Source organism: Amycolatopsis solani, from assembly GCF_033441515.1.
GTDB lineage: Bacteria > Actinomycetota > Actinomycetes > Mycobacteriales > Pseudonocardiaceae > Amycolatopsis > Amycolatopsis solani.
In genome coordinates, this window is record NZ_JAWQJT010000002.1 from 2691115 (window position 1) to 2709177 (window position 18063).

At 72.3% G+C, this 18063-nt stretch carries 16 protein-coding genes; 6 read left to right on the forward strand and 10 right to left on the reverse strand.

Annotated features, from left to right (window positions below; genetic code table 11):
• Positions 1–360: 360 nt before the first annotated feature.
• A complete protein-coding gene (locus SD460_RS32855; protein WP_318307195.1) occupies positions 361–1338 on the reverse strand; it encodes a LacI family DNA-binding transcriptional regulator in 978 nt (325 codons plus the stop codon).
• A gap of 124 nt (positions 1339–1462) precedes the next feature.
• The gene (locus SD460_RS32860) at positions 1463–2494 is read right to left on the reverse strand and encodes a helix-turn-helix domain-containing protein (protein ID WP_318307196.1); all 1032 of its coding nucleotides are present in this window, start codon (positions 2492–2494) and stop codon (positions 1463–1465) included.
• A 161-nt stretch (positions 2495–2655) separates the two neighbouring features.
• On the opposite strand from SD460_RS32860, the gene SD460_RS32865 reads away from it, so the two are divergent.
• Positions 2656–3114: an MmpS family transport accessory protein gene (locus SD460_RS32865; protein ID WP_290053986.1), complete on the forward strand. Its 459-nt coding sequence runs from the start codon at positions 2656–2658 to the stop codon at positions 3112–3114.
• A 2-nt stretch (positions 3115–3116) separates the two neighbouring features.
• Here the strand turns inward: SD460_RS32865 and SD460_RS32870 are convergent, their stop codons facing one another.
• Positions 3117–3803, reverse strand: a complete 687-nt coding sequence (locus SD460_RS32870) for a histidine phosphatase family protein (protein ID WP_290053987.1) — start codon at positions 3801–3803, stop codon at positions 3117–3119.
• A 10-nt stretch (positions 3804–3813) separates the two neighbouring features.
• The gene (locus SD460_RS32875; protein ID WP_290053989.1) at positions 3814–5697 is read right to left on the reverse strand and encodes a Na+/H+ antiporter; all 1884 of its coding nucleotides are present in this window, start codon (positions 5695–5697) and stop codon (positions 3814–3816) included.
• Between the two features lie 100 nt (positions 5698–5797).
• On the opposite strand from SD460_RS32875, the gene SD460_RS32880 reads away from it, so the two are divergent.
• Positions 5798–7186: a carboxylesterase/lipase family protein gene (locus SD460_RS32880; RefSeq protein WP_290053991.1), complete on the forward strand. Its 1389-nt coding sequence runs from the start codon at positions 5798–5800 to the stop codon at positions 7184–7186.
• Between the two features lie 48 nt (positions 7187–7234).
• Here the strand turns inward: SD460_RS32880 and SD460_RS32885 are convergent, their stop codons facing one another.
• From SD460_RS32885 to rnhA, 4 genes are all read right to left on the reverse strand, one after another.
• Positions 7235–10306 (reverse strand): glycosyl hydrolase 2 galactose-binding domain-containing protein, encoded by a 3072-nt coding sequence (locus tag SD460_RS32885; RefSeq protein ID WP_290053993.1) that lies wholly within the window; start codon positions 10304–10306, stop codon positions 7235–7237.
• A gap of 112 nt (positions 10307–10418) precedes the next feature.
• Complete coding sequence (locus SD460_RS32890) at positions 10419–11651, reverse strand: hypothetical protein (RefSeq protein ID WP_290053995.1); 1233 nt, start codon at positions 11649–11651, stop codon at positions 10419–10421.
• Positions 11652–11695: 44 nt separating this feature from the next.
• Positions 11696–12076, reverse strand: a complete 381-nt coding sequence (locus tag SD460_RS32895; RefSeq protein ID WP_290053997.1) for a YchJ family protein — start codon at positions 12074–12076, stop codon at positions 11696–11698.
• Positions 12077–12108: 32 nt separating this feature from the next.
• Positions 12109–12570, reverse strand: coding sequence for a ribonuclease HI (gene rnhA / locus SD460_RS32900; RefSeq protein WP_290053998.1), 462 nt, complete (start codon positions 12568–12570; stop codon positions 12109–12111).
• A gap of 87 nt (positions 12571–12657) precedes the next feature.
• On the opposite strand from rnhA, the gene SD460_RS32905 reads away from it, so the two are divergent.
• From SD460_RS32905 to SD460_RS32920, 4 genes are all read left to right on the forward strand, one after another.
• Positions 12658–13365 (forward strand): Crp/Fnr family transcriptional regulator, encoded by a 708-nt coding sequence (locus tag SD460_RS32905; protein ID WP_125312355.1) that lies wholly within the window; start codon positions 12658–12660, stop codon positions 13363–13365.
• A gap of 475 nt (positions 13366–13840) precedes the next feature.
• Positions 13841–14806 (forward strand): hypothetical protein, encoded by a 966-nt coding sequence (locus SD460_RS32910; RefSeq protein WP_290054001.1) that lies wholly within the window; start codon positions 13841–13843, stop codon positions 14804–14806.
• A 7-nt stretch (positions 14807–14813) separates the two neighbouring features.
• The gene (locus SD460_RS32915; RefSeq protein ID WP_290054003.1) at positions 14814–15419 is read left to right on the forward strand and encodes a hypothetical protein; all 606 of its coding nucleotides are present in this window, start codon (positions 14814–14816) and stop codon (positions 15417–15419) included.
• A 20-nt stretch (positions 15420–15439) separates the two neighbouring features.
• Positions 15440–16222, forward strand: a complete 783-nt coding sequence (locus tag SD460_RS32920) for a DUF1684 domain-containing protein (protein ID WP_318307197.1) — start codon at positions 15440–15442, stop codon at positions 16220–16222.
• Here the strand turns inward: SD460_RS32920 and SD460_RS32925 are convergent.
• Positions 16219–16704 carry an AMIN-like domain-containing (lipo)protein gene (locus SD460_RS32925; protein WP_290054007.1) on the reverse strand — a complete coding sequence of 162 codons (486 nt, stop codon included), beginning with the start codon at positions 16702–16704 and terminating at the stop codon, positions 16219–16221. The two genes, SD460_RS32920 and SD460_RS32925, sit on opposite strands and share 4 nt — an antisense overlap.
• A 120-nt stretch (positions 16705–16824) precedes the next feature.
• Complete coding sequence (locus SD460_RS32930) at positions 16825–18054, reverse strand: hypothetical protein (RefSeq protein WP_290054009.1); 1230 nt, start codon at positions 18052–18054, stop codon at positions 16825–16827.
• Positions 18055–18063: the final 9 nt, after the last annotated feature.

Genomic DNA, 18063 nt, shown 5'->3' on the forward strand with positions numbered 1-18063 from the left:
CTTCCGGCTAGTCTGACCGCATCGGGCGAGCTTGTCCAGGCTCGAGACGTCTTGACACTCCGGACTCGCGGCCCTACGTTCCGTGTGAGTAAACGATTTCCGCTCCGTGCTCACTGGAATCCGGCGGTATCCGCGCCGGTCATGGGGGACACAGGGGGTGGGGCGTGCCTGGGGGGCCCGGCACGAGCCGGCCCCCTGGGCACGTCGCTCCGCTTTGCAACCTGCTGCGCCGGACCCCTGCCGGCTCGAGCGGCCCCGGGATGTCTTGAATGAGTCATTCAGGACCTCCGGCGACCTGAATGACTCATTCAAGACATCGGACGAGCCCGCCGGTCAGCTGTGGGAGGGCCTCGGCCGTACTCAGCGGCGGGAGCTCTTCCGCTCGATCAAGCGGGCTTCGAGCGTCGTCGTGGTCGCGTCGCGGCCGCTGTCGGCGATGCGGGCCAGCAGGAGCTGGGCGGCCACCCGGCCGACCTCGTACGCCGGCTGCGCGACCACCGTGAGCGGCGGGTCGATCAGCGTCGTCCAGGGTGCGTCGTCGAACGAAACGATGCCGACGTCGCGGCCGGGGCGCAGGCCGCGTGAGGACAGGGCTTCGAGCACGCCGATCGCCATGGTGCTGTTCGCGACCAGCAGCGCGTCCGGCGGCGAGGGCTCGTCGAGCAGCTCGAGCGCGGCCAGTCGCGCGCCCTCGGCGCGGTACTCCGCGCGCCGGGACAGGACGGCCGCTTCGCTGACGACGTCGCCGTACCCGGCGAGGCGGTCGTCGGCTGTGCGGACCCCGGCGGGGCCGGTCAGGCACCCGACGCGCCGGTAGCCGCCGGCGAGCAGGTGCCGCGTGGCCTCGGCGGCGGCGTGCCGCGTGTCGACGAGCACCTGGTCACCCGCGGCGGCCGGGAGCGGCCGGTCCACCGCCACCAGCGGGGTTCCCTGGCGTCGCAGGCCTTCGACGTTCGTCGACCGCCCGGTGGGGGACAGCACCACCCCGGCGACGCGCTCCTGCAGCGCGACCTCGATGTAGCGCCGCTCCTTGTCTTCGTTCTCGTCGGAGTTGCAGAGCACGACCGAGTAGCCGGACCGCTGCGCGAGGTCCTCGACGCCGCGCGCGATGGCGGTGAAGAAGGGGTTCTCGACGTCCGAGATGATCAGCGCGAGGACGGCTGTCTCCTGCCGCCGCAGGTTCCGCGCCAGCCCATTCGGGTGATACCCGAGCTCGGCGGCCGCTTCCTGCACCCGCGCGGCCAGCGTGGGGTCCACAGTGGACTTCCCGTTGAGCGCGCGCGACACGGTCGCCGTGGAGACGCCGGCCTTGGCCGCGACGTCGCTGATGGTGGCCACTCACCCTCCCTGATCACTCGTCGAAGGGAGGATAGCGCTCCCGGTAGTCGTTTACCGTCCGCTTACCTTGCCGGGTGAAGGTCCACTTCCGGTTGCCTGCGCGGGTTACGCCGAATGGCGCCGATCACGCAACGTCCACAGTGGAGCCCAGCCGGAAGTAGGCACGCGGGGTGAGCCCGGTGAGCGCCCGGCACTCCCGGCTGAGGTGCGCCTGGTCGGAGTACCCGGCGGCCACGGCGAGCGCGGCGAGGCTGGACGAGCGAGGGGCGAGGGCGACCGCCCGCTGGAAGCGGCTCACGCGCAGGTAGGTGGCCGGCCCGTACCCGACCGCTTGGACGAATCTTCGCCGCAGCCGCCGCTCGCCGATGGAGGAGGGTTCGAGACGTGCGGCGGCGAGCTCCGGCGGGTTCGCGGTGCGGTGCCGGGCGAGGTGGGCCGCGGCTTCCGGGCCGATTCCGCCGCGGACGGGCGCGGCACCGGCCGCCGGGCGCCCATCGGCCCGGGCGAGTGCCGCCGGAGTGCCGGCTGCCGGGCTGCCGTCGGGCCGGGCGAGTGCTGCGCCGCCGGCCGCCGGGCTTCCCTCGAGCCGGGGGAGGGTCGCGGCGCCGGCTGCCGCGCTGCCGTCGGGCCAGGCGAGTGCCGGGCCGCCGGCCGCCGGGCCGCCGTCCGGCTGGGCCAAACCTGTGCCAGGCCGCCCGAGCAACGCGACCGCCTCCGCGACCCGTGCCACGCCCGCCCCCAGCCGTGCCACCAGTTCCACCACCGCCGGGTCCGGCGCCGCCGCATCCGGCAGCCGGGACGCCACCGCCTCCGCCGGGGTCACCTCGCCGGCCAGCAGCCGCTCCGCCAGTAGCTCGCCCTCGCGGCCCCACAGCTCGCCCAGCGGGACCCGGGTGTCGCACAGCTCGTCCGCCGCCACGCCGAGCACCGCGGCCGCCCGGCCGGGCGCGAACCTGACCCCGCGGAGCTCCTCGCGAGGCCGAGTCACCGAGGACCACGCCGCCGTGTCCGGGCCCGCGATGAACGCCGCGCCGTCGCCGACGACCAGGTCCAGGCAGCCGTCCGGGACGATCCGCTTCGGGGTCGCCGAAGCCGATCGCCACACGCAGCGCGCCACGCCCGCCAGTGGCGCGGGTGGTGCCGCCTCTTCGTACACCCCCCGATCATGCACCCGGGGTCCGACAAAATCCGGGCCCCGGGCACCCGTTTGGGTGAAAGTTGGACTTCTCAGCACGGGCGGCTAACGCGGAGTTAGGTCACGGCGAGATATAGGCGACGCACTCGACGGAAGTGCGCGCGACGAGAGAAGACCTCTCCATGGGTGTTCCCACCGCGACCCGTGAGCACCGGGCCCGGACGGCCGGGAGTGTCGTCGTGGTCCTGGGCGTGCTCGCCGCGGCCTTCGCGGTGACGTCGTTCGTCGTGCCGCGGTCCGCCCGCGGTCCCGCCAAGGACGCGCCGGTGGCCGCGCCGGTCGCGCCCGCCGCCGTGCGGACCGTCCACCGGACCGTCGTCTACGAGCTGCTCGGCCCGGACGGCGCCCGCAACGTCACCTACGCCGCCGCGGGCTCGGCGCTCGCGCAGCGGGCCGAGGTGACGACGCCGTGGTCGGTGACGTTCACCCGCACCGGCCCCGCCGACCGCACCGAGTTCTACAGCATCGCCGCCCAGAACCCCGGGCCCGGCGAGCTGCGCTGCCGGATCGTCGTCGACGGCGTCGTGGTCGCCGAGAAGGCCGTGGCCGAGGCCGGACGCCTCTTCAGCTGCGCCGTCTGAGCTCAGCCGAGCGGCGTCGCCAGGTGCGCGGTGTCGTTGAAGCGCCGGATGATCCACGTGTCGCCGTGCAGCACCAGGTGCGAGATCGAGCCGTTGTCCGCGCCGAGGAACGCGAACCGCTCGACCGCGCGGGAGGCCTGCGCGAACACCTCGCCGATCACGCCGCCGTGGGTGAACACCGCGACGCGCTGGTCCGGGTGCGCGGCCGCGATCCGCGTCAGCGCGCCGCGCAGGCGGGCGCCGAAGCGCTCGTCGGACTCCGCGCCCGGGATGACGTCCCAGCGCTGCTCGTCCCACAGCCGCTCGACGATCGGGTGGCCTTCGGTGGTGTACTTCCGGAAGAGGCCGTTCTCCCAGTCGCCGAGGTGGATCTCGCGCAGGTCCGGCTCGACGACCGGGGTCAGCCCCAGCTTCTCGGCCAGCGGCGCCGCGGTCTCGGCCGTGCGGCGCAGGGTCGTCACGTAGATCGCGTCGATCCGCTCGCCGGCCAGCCGGTCGCCGACGCGCCGGGCGTGGTCGCGGCCGTCGGGCGCGAGCTCCGGGTCGGCCTGGCCGTCGACCAGCTCGAACGGGTTGTCCCCGCGAGCAGGCGCCGATTCACCGTGCCGCACCAGGAAGATCTCCGTCGAGCCCGGCGGCGGGCTGAAGCGGTGCTGGCGGTACTCGATCTCCTGCTCGGGCGTGCTCATGGCCCCGACCTTAACCGAGTTGCTTGTCCACGAAGCACCATCGCCACGTCTCGCCCGGCTCGAAGCTCCGCATGACCGGATGCCGGGATTCGTGGAAGTGCTGCGTGGCGTGGCGGCGCGGCGAAGAGTCGCAGCAGGCGACGTTGCCGCACTTGAGGCACATCCGCAGGTGCACCCAGGTCGTCCCCTCGGCCACGCAGGCGGCGCAGCTGTCGGGCGAGCTCGGGTCCTTCTCGACCCACTCGTGGGCCAGGTGCTTGCACGAACCGGCCGTCGCGGCCGGGGTGCGCAGCTCGCGGCCCTCCACGTCGGGCTCGGCCTCGTCGCGGTCCAGCATGGACTCTTCGATGTCGAGCCGTTCCAGGACCTTGCGCAGGACGTCGTCGTCGGCGCTGCCGGTGTCACGGGCCGTGAGGAACTGGCGGCGCTCGACGTCGAGCAGCTCGAGCCGCAGGCGGCGGTAGGCGTCACTCGGTGTCTCGGCCAGCGCGCTCTGCCGCCCGAGCTGTTCCCACGCCGAGTCGGCGCGGTGCTGCAGCCGGTCGCGCAGGCGCTGGATGACCTCCGGCGGGTCGTCGTCCGTGCGGATCTCTTCGAGCCTGGTCAGCGCCGCGCGGGTCATGTCGTGCAGGACGGCCGCCTCCTGCAGGGCGTCCTCCGCCGGGTCCGGGCGCGGCAGGCGCAGCTTCCGGATCAGCGGCGGCAGCGTCATGCCCTGCACGGCCAGGGTGCCGGCCACGACGACGAACGCGGCGAGCACCAGCACGGCCCGCTGCGGGGTGTCGGCGGGCAGCACGAACGCCGCGGCGAGCGTGACCACGCCGCGCATGCCCGCCCAGGCGATCACGGCCGAGTAGCGCCACGGCCAGATCTTCGCGCGCGGTTTCCCCGGCAGCAGGCGCCGCTCCAGCCGCTTCACGGTGCCGATCCCGGCCATCCACAGCACGCGGGTGAGGATGGTCGCGCCGAGCACGGCGACGCAGATCCAGGTCAGCATGGCCAGGGACAGCCCGCTCTCCCCGACCTCGGCGAGGATCCGCCGCAGCTGCAGGCCGATGAGCAGGAAGACCATGTTCTCCAGCAGGAACGCGATGGTCTGCCAGTTCAGCCGGGACGCCAGCCGGGTCGAGCCGGACAGGATCTGGGGCGCCTTGTGCCCGAGGATGAGCCCGGCGATGACGACCGCGAGCACCCCGGAGCCGTGGATCGCCTCGGCCGGGATGTAGGCGATGAAGGGGACGGCGAACGACAGCGCGGTGTCGAGCACCGGCTCGTTCAGCCGGGCGCGGATGAACGCCGTGACGAACCCGACGACCAGGCCGACCACGGCGCCGCCGATGGCCGCGCGGAAGAAGTCGGCGCCGACCTGCCACAGGCTGACCGACCCGGCCAGCGCCGCGATGGCCGTGCGGAGGGCGACCAGCGCGGCGGCGTCGTTGAACAGGCTTTCGCCTTCGAGCAGCCGGATCAGCTTGCGCGGCATGCCGACCCGGCGGGCGACCACGCTGGCGGCGACCGCGTCCGGCGGCGCCACGACGGCGCCGAGCGCGATGCCGCCGGCCAGCGGGAGCCCCGGGATCACCGCCCAGGCGACCAGGCCGACGCCGATGGCGGTGAACACGACCAGCCCGACCGACATCAGCCCGATCGCCCCGCGGTTCTTCCGGAAGTCGACCAGCGACGTCTGGATGGCCGCCGAGTACAGCAGCGGCGGCAGCAGGCCGAGCAGCACGACCTCGGGGTCGAGGTGGTACTCGGGAACGCCGGGGACGTAGGAGGCGACGACGCCGACGACGATCAGGCACAGCGGAGCGGACCAGTCCAGCCGCCGCGCGAGGGCGCTGACGACGAGGACGGTCACGACCAGCGCCACTATCTCTGCCGCGATGTGCACGGGGTAATCATCACCCCCGGGTCGCGACGGGCGTCACCGGGCCAGCCCGGTGGTCACCACGCCGGAGCGCGCTCGCGGGCGAGTTCGTAGGCTGGGCCGCGTGACGACGGTGGAGATCGCGGCCGGCGCGCTGCGCGGGACCGAACACGACGGGGTCCGGACGTTCCTCGGCGTCCCCTACGCCGAGCCGCCGGTGGGGGAGCTGCGGTTCCGCGCGCCCCGGCCGGCACGGCCCTGGTCCGGGGAGCGCGACGCGACGAAGTGGGCCGCGCGGGCGCCGCAGCCGGAGCTGACCGGACGCGGCTTCACCGGCGACGAAGACTGCCTCTACGTGAACGTCTACGCGCCCGCGGCCCCTGGCTCGTACCCGGTCCTGGTCTGGATCCACGGTGGTGGCGGCGTGATGGGCGCGCCGCACCAGTTCGACGCGTCCGCGTATGCCCGCGCCGGCGTGGTCGTCGTGACCGTCGCCTACCGGCTCGGCGTCCTCGGGATGCTGCACCTGCCCGGCGTCGCCGATTCCAACCTGTCCCTGCGCGACCAGGTCGCCGCGTTGGAATGGGTGCGAGGCGACATCGCGGCGTTCGGGGGCGACCCGGGCCGGGTGACGCTCGCCGGGCAGTCCAACGGCGGCCGCACGGTCGGGACGCTGCTCGCGGTGCCCGCCACGCGCGGGCTCGTCCACCGGGCGATCGTGCAGAGCGGCACCGGCGTCGGGTCGGTCGTGCACACCCCGGCCGAAGGCGCCGCGATCGCCTCGGCGGTGCTGGCCGAGCTCGATGCCGCCCCGGGCGACCTCGCCACCCTGCCGGTGACGCGGATTCTCGAAGCGCAGCAACGGGTTTCGGCGGTGTCCGGCACCAAGGTGACCTACCGCGTGGTCGTCGGCGACGAGCTGCTGCCCGAGCGCCCGCTGGACGCCGTCCGCGAGGTCCCGCTGCTCATCGGGACGACGGCCGACGAGGAGGACCTGTTCAGCTGGCTGCAGTCGGGCGGCGCGAAGCTGCTGGGCGTCGGCTCGACGATGCTGGACGCCCCTTCGGCGGAAAAGGCTGTCGAGGCCTACGCCGAGCTGCTGCCGGACTGGCCCGCGGAGCAGGTCCGCAACCGCGCGCTGACCGCGGGCGACTGGTGGATCCCGGCGATCCGCTTCGCCGAGAAGCAGCGGGACGCCTGGATGTACCGGCTGGACTGGCGCATCGCCCCGCGCGGCCGCGGTCTCGGCGCGCCGCACGGGCTCGACCTGCCACTGGTGTTCGACGACATCCGCAACCGCAACTGGCGGTTCCTCTTCGCCGGGCGCGCGTTCCCGGCCGAGCGGATGCAGGCGATGGCCACGGGGATGTTCACGGCCTGGGTCCGGTTCATCGCGACCGGCGACCCGGGCTGGCCGCGCTACACGCCTTCGGACCGCGTCACGCGCCTCTTCGACGACGTCTCGACGACGGTGTCCGACCCGGACCGCGCCCAGCGCCTGCTCTGGGACTGACCGAGGACGGCACTTTCCCTACGAAAGTGCCGCCCTCGGACCCGGGCGCTAGACGGTGATCTTGTCGAGGTTCGGGCCGCCGTTGGCGGTCGTCGCCGTCGCCTTGATCTTGGACGTGCCCGCGGGCAGGGTGACCGGGACCGTGACCGTCTGCCAGGTGTCCCAGGTGCCGGTGCCGCCGAAGGCCACCGCGGACGCCACCTTGGTGCCGTTGACCGAGATGTCCATCGGCCGGTTCGCCGTGGTGCCGTTGGCGAACCGCAGGACGACGTTCGCGCTGCCCGCCGCGGCCGCGTTCACCGTGAACTCCACCGCGCTGCCGGTCGCGTTGTCGTAGTTGACGAACCCGGTGCCGGTGAAGCCGGCGTGGTTCGACTCCGCGACGCCGTTCGTGATCGCCGCGTCCTCGGCCTGGTAGTCGGCCGGGGTGCCGGGGGTGACCGTGCCGTCCGCCGGGATGGTCTTCGTCCCGGTGTTCCAGCCCGCGACCCGCACGGACGGCTTGGCGCCCTTGAGGTCCGCGGTCCGGTACGTCGCCGTCAGCGTGGTCGATTCGCCCGGCCAGAGGCTGACCTGGTTGTCGGTCCACCGCACGGGCAGCACCGGCGCGCCCGCCGCGCCGACCACGTGCGCGTCGACGAAGAACGCCGGCACCTTGCCGGACGCCGGGTTCGTCAGCGTCACCTTGGTCGTCGTGGTGCCGTCGCCGTTGGTGGTCGTGGTGGCGGTCGACCCCAGCGACACCTGGGCCAGGCCGTTCAGCCCGGACAGGTCCGCGTACGACGTCGTCGGCGTGTAGTACCAGTCGCTGTTGCCCCAGTCGAGCGTGTCGGCCTTGGTGGACAGCCAGTACACGTTCCGGCTGACCTCCTTGCCCGCCGAGTCGGTGAGCACCAGCTTCGCCAGGTACGTCGTCGACAGCCCGCTCACCGAGCCGATGGTCAGCGCGGTGGTCTTCGCCCCGTCACCACCCACCGAAACGGCCTTGGACTGGCTGAACTTCTCCGTGCCGTCCAGGTTGTACAACTTCACGGACGCCGTGAGACCCGAAGCCGCGTCGTGGTTGTGGTTGACCACCACCACGGACTTGGTGTCGTACGAGTACTGGATGTGCAGCGGCTCGTTCGCCTTCTTGGCCCCGAAGTAGGAGCCGTTCTGGTCGAGGTAGGCGTCGAACAGCTGCCAGTGCAGCGACGTCCAGCCGCTGTTGAGCATCCAGTAGATGATCCCGGTGGCCGGGTTCGAGGCGTCGCTGAAGTTGCGCGAGTGCGACTCGAACTCGGCGCGGACGTTCTCGTACTGCGCCAGCTGCGCCTTCCGGACGTAGTCGTCGAGGTTCGCCGGCTTGCCGTAGCGGCCGGTCAGCGCGTCGCCGAACAGCTTGAGGTTGCCGAACGTCGAGGACGAGGACCGGTGGTACTGCGTGGCCGACGGGTTCTTCCACAGCGTGTCGAGCTCGCTCGAGGACAGCATCCGCTTGAGCGTGTCCATGGTCGGGATGTCCGGCCCGGCGCTGGTTTCGGAGTTGAAGCTCCACGCGCCGCCGAGGTCGGTGTGCGCCTTGTCGTACCAGTAGTTCGGCGGCACGTAGTCGTACGGCCCGTTCATCTTCATGCCCGACGACCCGAGCTGCGGCGACGACTTCGCCGACGCGGCCGGGACCACCGGGGTGGGCCAGTCCGCGGCGTTCAGCGCGTCGAGGTAGTTCTTCTCGATCGTCGCGTCGGGCGCGAAGTCGCTGCCGATCAGGAAGGAGATGACGCTCGGGTGGTCGCGCAGGCGCTCGGCCTCCGCGGTCATCGACGCCTTCGCGACCGGGTAGTCCGCGGCCGTCCACGGGTCACCCTTCTCGTCGCCGTTGACCTGGCCTTCCCACTTGTCGCAGCACTCCCAGCCGGGCAGCGTGAGCACGCCCATCTTGTCGGCGAGGTCGAAGAACTCGTCCGGCTCGATGTGTCCTTCCAGGCGCACGGTGTTGAGCCCGAGGTCCTTGACGTAGGCGAGCTTGTCCGCCGCGTACTGCTCGTTCCAGCGCAGGAACAGGTCCGGCGAGTAGCCGCCGCCCTTGATCAGCAGCGGGCGCCCGTTGATCGTGTACGCCCGGCCGCCGCTGGAGTTCTTGTTCGCCGTCACCGTGCGGACGCCGAAGCTGGAGTGCGAGGTGTCCGATGCCGTGCCGCCGACGTTCGCCGCCAGATCGAGGTCGTAGAGCGGTTGCCCTCCCATCCCGGCCGGCCACCAGACCTGCGGGTTGTCGATCCCGACCACGCCGAACGTGACGGTCTTCTTCTCCTTCGCCGCCAGGGAAACCGTCTGGCTGATGGCCTTGCCGGCGACCGTGCCGGACACCGTCGTGCTCACCGCGCTCGCCGAATCGTTGCGGACGTCGGCCTTCACCGTCAGGTCGGCGTGGCTCAGCCCGGTCAGCTTCGTGACGACGTGGCCGCCGCGCAGCGCCACCGGGCCGCTGCGCCGGACGAGGACGTCCCGCACGATGCCCATGTTCTGGTCCGGCGGGGTCTGCGCCCAGTCGATCCAGCCCATCGACAGATCCTTGTTCGGGTCGTTCGGGTAGACCTTGAACGCGATGCTGTTCGTGCCCGCCTTCACCTGCGCGGTGATGTCCAGGTCGTGCCGGGTGTAGGCGCCGTTGACCTGGGACTTGTCCGCGATCCGCGTCCCGTTGACCCAGACGTCGGCCTTGGACAGCACGCCGCTGAAGTCGAGGTAGGTGCGCTGGGTGGTGTCGGTGACCGTGAGGTCGGTGCGGTACCACCAGGGGACCTGGAAGTCCGCGGCCGGCACGTTCTTCATGTTGGTCGAATAGAACGGGTCAGCGTACTTGCCGTTGGCCAGCAGACCGGCGTAGACGGTCGCGCGCGGGCCGACCGGGTACCAGCCGCTCGTGTTGTAACCGGGTTTCGAGACCGCGGAGTCGTCGCTCACCTGCGCCGACGTCTGGATGAGGAAGCCCGGGACCGCGGTGGCCGGGGCGGCGGCGGTGACCGCCGCCCGCACCTGCTCCTGCCCGGTCGCCGCCGGGACGGTCGCCCCGCTCACCCCGACGGCCAGCGTGGCCGCCACGAGTAGGGTGCGGGTTCTTTTCTGCCGATAGCTCACTAGCGCGCCTCCTAGGCACCGCGGCGGCGAGGGACAGGTTTCGTTAGTAAAGTTCCCTAACAATTGCGGACGATCGTAGCGGGCCGATCACGCGGAGAACAGGGGCGTTTCGTCAGACCCGGGCGGCCTGCCACGCCGCGGCGGCGCGCAGGGCCAGCAGGAGCGGCAGGGAACCGTCTTCCCAGAGCCGTTGAGGAAGTGCCTCGCTGAGCGGGACACCGGCGGAGAGCGCGGCGCCGACCGCTGGGAGGTCGACGTCGAAGAGCGTCAGGCCGGCGCTGTAGAGCCGTTCGCCGCTGACCGGGCGGCGCCGGGCGACCTCCGTGCTGTCGACGGCCAGCTCGGTCAGCCCGAAGAACTCCGGCTTGGCGCCGCGCTCCATCCAGCGGGCGAACCCGACGACCTTCGTCTCGCGGACGTCCACGGGGGCGAGCCCGCTTTCCTCGCACAATTCGCGTTCCATCCCGGCGCGGACGGCGGTGTGGAGGGCGCGGCGCGCGCCACCGTCCGGCGTGCGCAGGTCCCGGGGTTCGAGCGAGCCGCTGCCCGACGGCGCGAGCAGCAGCCCGCTCACGGCGTTGAGCGCCGACTGCCGGACGGTGACGAGCTTGCCGTCGGTGGTGAAGGCGACGGTGGAGACGCCGACGTGGTCGGCCAGCGAGCTGCCGCTCAGCTCGCGCAGCGCACCGGCCGAGTCGGTGAGCTCGGCCTTGCGCAGGTCGTACTCCTCACCGGTTTCGGTGCGTGTGATGCGCAGCGTGCCGAGTTCGTTCGAGCAGACGGCGTCGAAGAACCGGGCGCGGTGCAACCGGATCGGCGCCGGCCGCGCACCGGCGGCCGGCAGCGGGTCGCCGCGCAGGCCGACGACGGGGCCGTTGAACAGGAGCCGGCCGCGGGCCCGCAGCGGGAGGACGTGCGGCGCGGTCGCCTTCAGCGACGGCGGCAGGCGGTACGGCTCTTCCGCGACCTCGATGGTGTGCCGCTCTTCCCAGAGGGCGCGGTCGATCGCGGCGCTGACCAGCGCTGTCCCGCGGGCGGGCACGGCGAGGTAGGCGGCTTCGGGGTAGGCGGGCGGCGGCGGGAGTTCGGCGGTGGGGAAGGGCGCGGCGATGGCGGTGAACTCGAACCCGGCCCACCGGCGGCGCAGCAGCCGCACGTCCCGCGTGAAGGTGGCTACGCCGAGCGCGAGCGCCACGACCGAAAGCACCACGCCGATGGCGCTCGGCAGGATGGTGACGACCCCGAGCAGCACCCCGAGCCCGGACGCGGCGAGCGGCCATTCCCGGGCGCCGAGGAAGCCGAGGTAGTCCGCCCTGGCCCGGGCGCGGCGCGTCAGTTTTCCCATCGCCGCACTGTTTAGCACGACGACGGCGGTGCGCGGGACGGGTTTCAGGCTTCGGCGTCGAGGTAGACCCAGTGGCCGTCGTCACGCCGGAAGCGGCTGTTCTCCTCCAGGAAGCCGTCCCGGCCCCGGTGGCGGTAGTGCGCCCGGAACTCGACGGTGCCTTCGGTGTGCAGCAGGCCCCCACCGGTGCGGCCGAGGATCTCGAGCCGCGTCCACTGCTGGCTTTCGTCGAGACTGAGGTGCCGGGGCCGGGTGCCGGGGTGCCAGGTCCGGAGCAGGTAGGCGGTGTCGCCGACGGCGAAGGCGCTGAACCGCGACCGCATCAGCAGTTCGGCCGTCGGCGCGGCGAGCGCGCCACCGTGGAACCGGCCGCAGCAGGCGGCGTAGGACTCGGCGAGACCACACGGGCACGGGACGGGAGGCACCGGGGAATTGTGCCACGACCGTCCACTCGGGACTAACCGGCGTTGACCGGTTTCCCGGACTCCCGCGCCTCCTGCGCCCCGCGGACCGCGAGCCGGTCGGCGCGTTCGTTCTCCGGGTGGCCCGCGTGGCCCTTCACCCACAGCCACTCGACCTGGTGCCCGCCGATCGCCGCGTCGAGGCGCTGCCACAGGTCCGCGTTCTTCACCGGCTCGCGCGCCGCCGTCTGCCAGCCGTTGTTCTTCCAGCGGGGCAGCCACTGCGTGATGCCGTTGCGCACGTACGTGCTGTCGGTGAACACGCGCACCTGCGACGGCCGCGTCAGGGTTTCCAACGCCCGGATCGGGGCGGTCAGCTCCATCCGGTTGTTCGTCGTCGGCGTGGCCTCGCCGCCGTACAGCTCGCGCTCGTGCTTGCCGTAGCGCAGCACCGCGCCCCAGCCGCCCGGTCCGGGGTTTCCGCTGCACGCGCCGTCGGTGTAGATCTCCACGTCCACGCGGCGACCCTATCGGTTGCGGTGCTCGCCGAACGCCGCCACGCCGGGTTACGGTGGGCATCCGGAGCGGAGCGGGAGTTCGGGGCGATGAACGGGCACGACGACACGGCGGATGGCGCGCTCCTGGCCTACCTCGCCGACGCCGATCGCGAGTACCTGCTCGCCCGGGGCACCCGGCGGCGGTTCCGCGCGAACGACGTCGTGCTCATGGAGGGCGACCCCTCCGATCACGTCCACGTGCTGGTTTCCGGCTGGGTGCGGGTGTCCGCGATCGTCGAGGACGGCCGCGAGGTGCTCTTCGGCCTGCGCGGCCCGGGTGAGGTGCTCGGCGACCTCGCGGCCGTGACCGGGCGCCCGCGCACGGCCTCGGTCCGCGCGATCGAACCCTGCACCGTCTTCCAGCTGACCGGGGCGCAGTTCATCGACGTCCTGCACGCCCGGCCCGAGATCGCCATCGCGACGATCAAGACCGTCGCCGCCCGGCTCCGCAACGCCGAGTCCGCCCGGGTCGACTCGGCGGCCCTCGACGTCACCCGGCGGGTCGCGGTGCACCTGCTGCGGCTGGCCGAAGAACACGGACGGTCGGTCCCCGAGGGCGTGGTCATCGAGGCCGCGTTGTCGCAGACCGACATCGCCGCGCAGGTCGGCGCCGCCCGGCGGACCGTCGCCCGGGCGCTGCGCGTGCTGCGCGAGCGGGGGATCGTCGAGACCGGCCGCCGCCGGATCCTCATCCGCAAGCTGCGCGTGCTGCAGGCCTTCGCCCGTTCTGAGCCAAACGGCACACAAGGGCAGTGACAGCGGGCATCTGACGACCGCCGCGACCCGGCGATCCTGGAACCCGGCCGGGAAAAGAATGCGATGCCACCGGCCGGATTTCATTTTCGAGCGAGGTCCGGGAGTGCTCGTCGTGAACGTCACCGCAAGTTTTCGCCCCTGGTGAAATCGGTCTCCGCCGCGTTCGTGGCCGGTGCTGTCGCGGGTTTTCCCCGCGAACGCCGGAAACGCGGGGAGCCTGCCACGACTCCGCGCCGCTCTCCACCTCGGCCTTGGTGCTGCGATGAGGAGGTGTGTGATGGAAAGCCACTCGATCTGGGCCCTGATCTTCGGGGCCGGCTGACCCACGGAGGGAACCCGGCCGGCCGGCACGCGGGGGGCCGGCCGGCCGGGCATTCCGCGAATGCGCGTGTCCGGGATTTGTCACGTCACCCCCGCCCTCGGCCGCTGGTAATGTGAACAGCTCTTTCCACCGGCGGCGCGGAAGTGAGGTGGGATGACGTCGGAGAACGCGTTCCCGTTCGTGCGCGAACTGAACGAACTGCGCCGCGGCCGCGGGCTCGACGCGGCCGACCTGCACCAGCGGATCGGCCCCTGCCTGCGAGCGGCCTGCGAGATCGCCGACGACGACCCGCCCGCCGACGCCCGGCACAAGGTCGTGCTGCGGCTGACCGAGCTGTGCGGCCGGCTGCCCGCGGACCTGCGGCTGGCCGCGCTGGCGGCGCTCGGCCTGCACGAGGAGGCGGCGGGCGAGTTCCTCGACCGGCGGATCTCGTGGCTGGCCAGCGTCCTCGACCGTGACCCGCGCACCGCGCGCCGCCGGATCGACCTCGCGTTCCGGCGGCTCGACGAGCTGCTCGGCGCGTCCCCGCGCGAGCGTGACCTGCACCCGCTGGCCGGCTGGTACGTCGAGTCGATGAAGGCGATGCTCCGGCTCGACCGCGATCCGCCGGACCTGCAGGAGGAACGCCGGATCGTTGCGGAGGTCGACGAGCTCGACGAGCTGGTGCTGTCGTTCAGCGTGCCCGCCGAGCCGGGCATCGACCCGGTGCCCGCCATCGCCGCCGACGTGCTGTTCGGCGGCGAAATCGTCGAATCGCGCCAGGTTTCGGCGAGCCACGCCCAGTTCGTCATGCGGCTGCCGAGCCCGCTGCGGCTCGGGCAGCGGCACGAATACGGCATCCGCTTCGCCCCGCAGCGCACTTCGCTGCGGCCGTACTACGTGATGACGCCGTTGCGGCGCTGCGAGAAGTTCTCGGTACGGGTGCGGTTCGACCGCGAGGTCCCGCCGTCCCGGGTGTGGCGGCTCAACGGCGTGCCCGGCCGCGTGATCGACGACGGCACCGACTCCGGCGACGCGCTGACGGTCAACAGCCTCGGCGAGGTCGGGCTCGAGTTCCACGACCTGCACCAGGGGCTGAGCTACGGACTGCAGTGGTCGGCCGATCCCGGAGGGGATTGAGCGGGCCGTGCGCACCGATCCGGTGACCGCGACCGTCGTCCGGCTCGGGATCGTCGCACCGAGCCGGGGGCGGACGGCTCGCGCGGTGCACCTCGGCGTCACCCTCGACGCGGTGCTGGACGAGGTGTTCGAAGCCGTCCCGGTGCCCTACCGCACGCCGACCTGGTTCCGCCGGGCGGAAGGCGACGCCACGACGTTGATCATCCCGCCGACGGTGCCGCACGGCTGGGTCGCGCGGGAGCTCGTGGCGCTGCTGGACGGCGCGCTGCGGCGCCGCAACCGCCACCTCAACGAGTTCGGCAGGCTCCGGCTGCGGATGGCGGCCGACCACGGCGACGTCGTGCTGCGCCCGCCCTACTTCGGCGGCGCCGCGGTGGCGCTGGCGACCTGGCTGTGCGCGGCCGAGGTGCTCAAGGCCGCGATCGCGGCGGCGCCGGAGCTGGACCTGCTGCTGATCGTCTCCGATCGCTTCCACACCGCGCTGCCCGGCGACCCGGGTTTCCGGCGGGTCGTCGTGCCGGCCGGCGGCGAGCGAGAAATCGCCTGGCTGGGCCCGGGTCCGGATACTGGGACGCGGAATACCGCGGGCGGCGGTGGGTTGGCACCGTCGTAGCCGATGGGAAGGGGCCCGCGATGAGCACGTTCACGCAGGAGTGGCAGGACTGGAAGACCCGGCGCGAGGCCGACCTGGCCGCCCCGCACGGCTGGCTGGCGCTGGTGTCGCTGGACTGGCTGACCGAGTCCCCGCGCGAGTACCCCGGCATCCCGGGCCGCTGGTGGCAGGACGCGGAAGCGGCGTACGTCGACCCGGCCGGCGCTTCGCTGACGCACGAGGGCGCGCCGATCACCGAGGTGCGGCGGTTCGAGCTGGTCAACAGCGGCGCGGGCACCCGCGTGCTGGCGGGCGACGTGGAGATCGAGGTGGCCCGCCGGTCCGGGTACCTGATCCGCGTGCACGACCCGAAGGCCGAGGTGCTGCGGGAGTTCCACGGCATCCCGGCGTACGAGCCGTCGCCGTCGTGGGTGCTGGACGGCCGGTTCGAGCCCTTCGACGAGCCGCGGCCGACGACCGTGGGCGCGGTCGTGGAAGGCCTCAGCCACGTCTACACGGCGCCGGGCGTGGTCCGGTTTTCCCGCGACGGGGAGTCGCACACGCTGACGGCGTTCAACGGCAAGGACGGCGGCCTCAGCATCCTGTTCACCGACGGCACGAGCGGCGTGACGACGTACGCGGCGAACCGCTCGCTGCCGGTCGGCGCGCCGGCAGCGGACGGTTCGGTGACGCTGGACTTCAACCGCGCGGTGAACCTCCCGTGCGCGTTCACCGACTTCGCGACCTGCCCCCTCCCGCCGGCGGGCAACAACCTGCCGTTCGCGGTCGAGGCGGGGGAGAAGATCCCGTACGAACGCGGTTAGGAGGCCACGTCGATCACGACGCGGTTGGGCGCGGTGAGCGTGAAGACGTTCACCGCGCTCCGAGCCCGCACCCCGAGCCCGACGGACAGGTGCGCCTCGAAGTCCCCGGTGACGGCGACGGCCATGACGTTGCGCAGGTTCCGCGTCCGGAACTTCTGCGGCCCGGTGTAGGTCGGGTTCCCGGCAGCGTTGTGCGCGGCGGCGGGCGTGGCGGTGACGTTGATGAAGTATTCGCCGGTGAGCCAGACGATCTCCCCGGACGGGTCGGCGGTGAGCTCGTCGACGAGCTGGTAGCTGACGGCGGGCGCGGGACCGGCACCGAGGTCGAGCACGATCCGGTCGAAACCGGTGTTCAGCCCGGTCCGGATGTTCGTCATGACCGGGATGACGGGATCAGCGGCTTGCGCCGGACTTGCGGCCGCAATGGTTCCGGCGAGAAGCAGCGTGACGGCGGCGAGCGCGCGCTGTGTGGGTCTGGACATGGTGGGCCTCCTGGCGGAGAGAACCGGGTGGAAGTCCCAGCGCTGGGTGCGAAGGGGACGTCCGGTTCGTCCGGGGAGTTGCCCGAAGTCCGGGATCGTTACCCGGTTGCTCCGAACGTGTCAGCGGCGGACCAGGGAGAAGATCGTCCCGTCGGCCGTCGCGGAGAGCACCTCGGGTGATTCGGGCACCCGACGCCGGCTTCCCGGCTCGAGCCGGTCGGCGAACGCTCGTTGCGCCGCCACCACATCGCCGGCGAGCCCGTCGCTGAGCTGGTCGTCGACCGACTCGTCGATGCCGTACCTGACGGTGAGCCGTTCGCCGCCGAAACGGAACTCGAGGCTGGTGCCGCGCGCGGTGCCGATCGGGGTCTCGAACGTCACCCGGTCTCGCGGCTGTCGTTCGATCCGGTTCCGCATCACGTCGGGGGCCCACCGCCGGATCGCGTCGACGTTGCCGCCGAAGTCGGCGAGCACGGCCCAGGAGGCTCGGACGGCGGCGTTGGCGATCTCGGCCGCCGAGACGTCCTCGCGGTCGGATTCCAAGCGGAAGCCCCGGCCGCGATCGATCGTCTCGATGTCCAAGGCGTAGGACGGTTCGTCGTCGTCGCCCGGGTCCACCGCCAGGTACGAGGTGCGGCTTTCCCCGGTGATCACGGCGGTGGCCAGACCCGGTGGCACCCGGCCGCCGACGGTGACCCCGTCGAGCTGGCCGACGGCACGAGCGAGCTGGGCCACCGCGTTGCCGGCGTTCTTCGTCCCCTTGCATTCGAGCACCCGCAGGACGTATCGGCTGCTGTCGTGCCGGTCGGCACCGATGAGGAGGTAGTCGGCGCGCCGGGTGCCGATGTGCTGGACCGCCGCGCTCGGCCCGAAGACGAAGCGGGCGTCCAAGGCCACGTCGATGTCGACCACTGAGCGCAGCGTCGCGGCGCTGGTGCCGTCGAACCAGCGCGCTGCCAAAGCGGCGCCGAAGCCGATCCCCATCTCTTCGGAGGTGACTCGCCGCTGGTTGCCGGAAATGCGGCATCCCGCCGGGCTCAGCGCGAGGTTCGGCGACCGGGAGTGGGAGTAGTCGTGGGCGAAGAAGCCCAGGTACCGCAGCAGGCCCCACCACAGGTACTGGTCGAGCACGTCGTCCTGGTACCGCGGCCGCGTCACGTAGGAGAGCCAGTGCAGGGCTTCGATCGGACGAAGGGTGATGCCGTCCGCCAGGCCGGCCGCGGGGGAGAGAGCCTTGCGAGGCGCGCTGAACTCCTTGCGCTTCCGGATCTGCCGGATCAGGGCGTCGTCGCTTTGCCCCGGCAGGTGCACCGGCGTATCGACCACGGTGAACGCGTCTTCGAGGTTCACTCCGTTCTC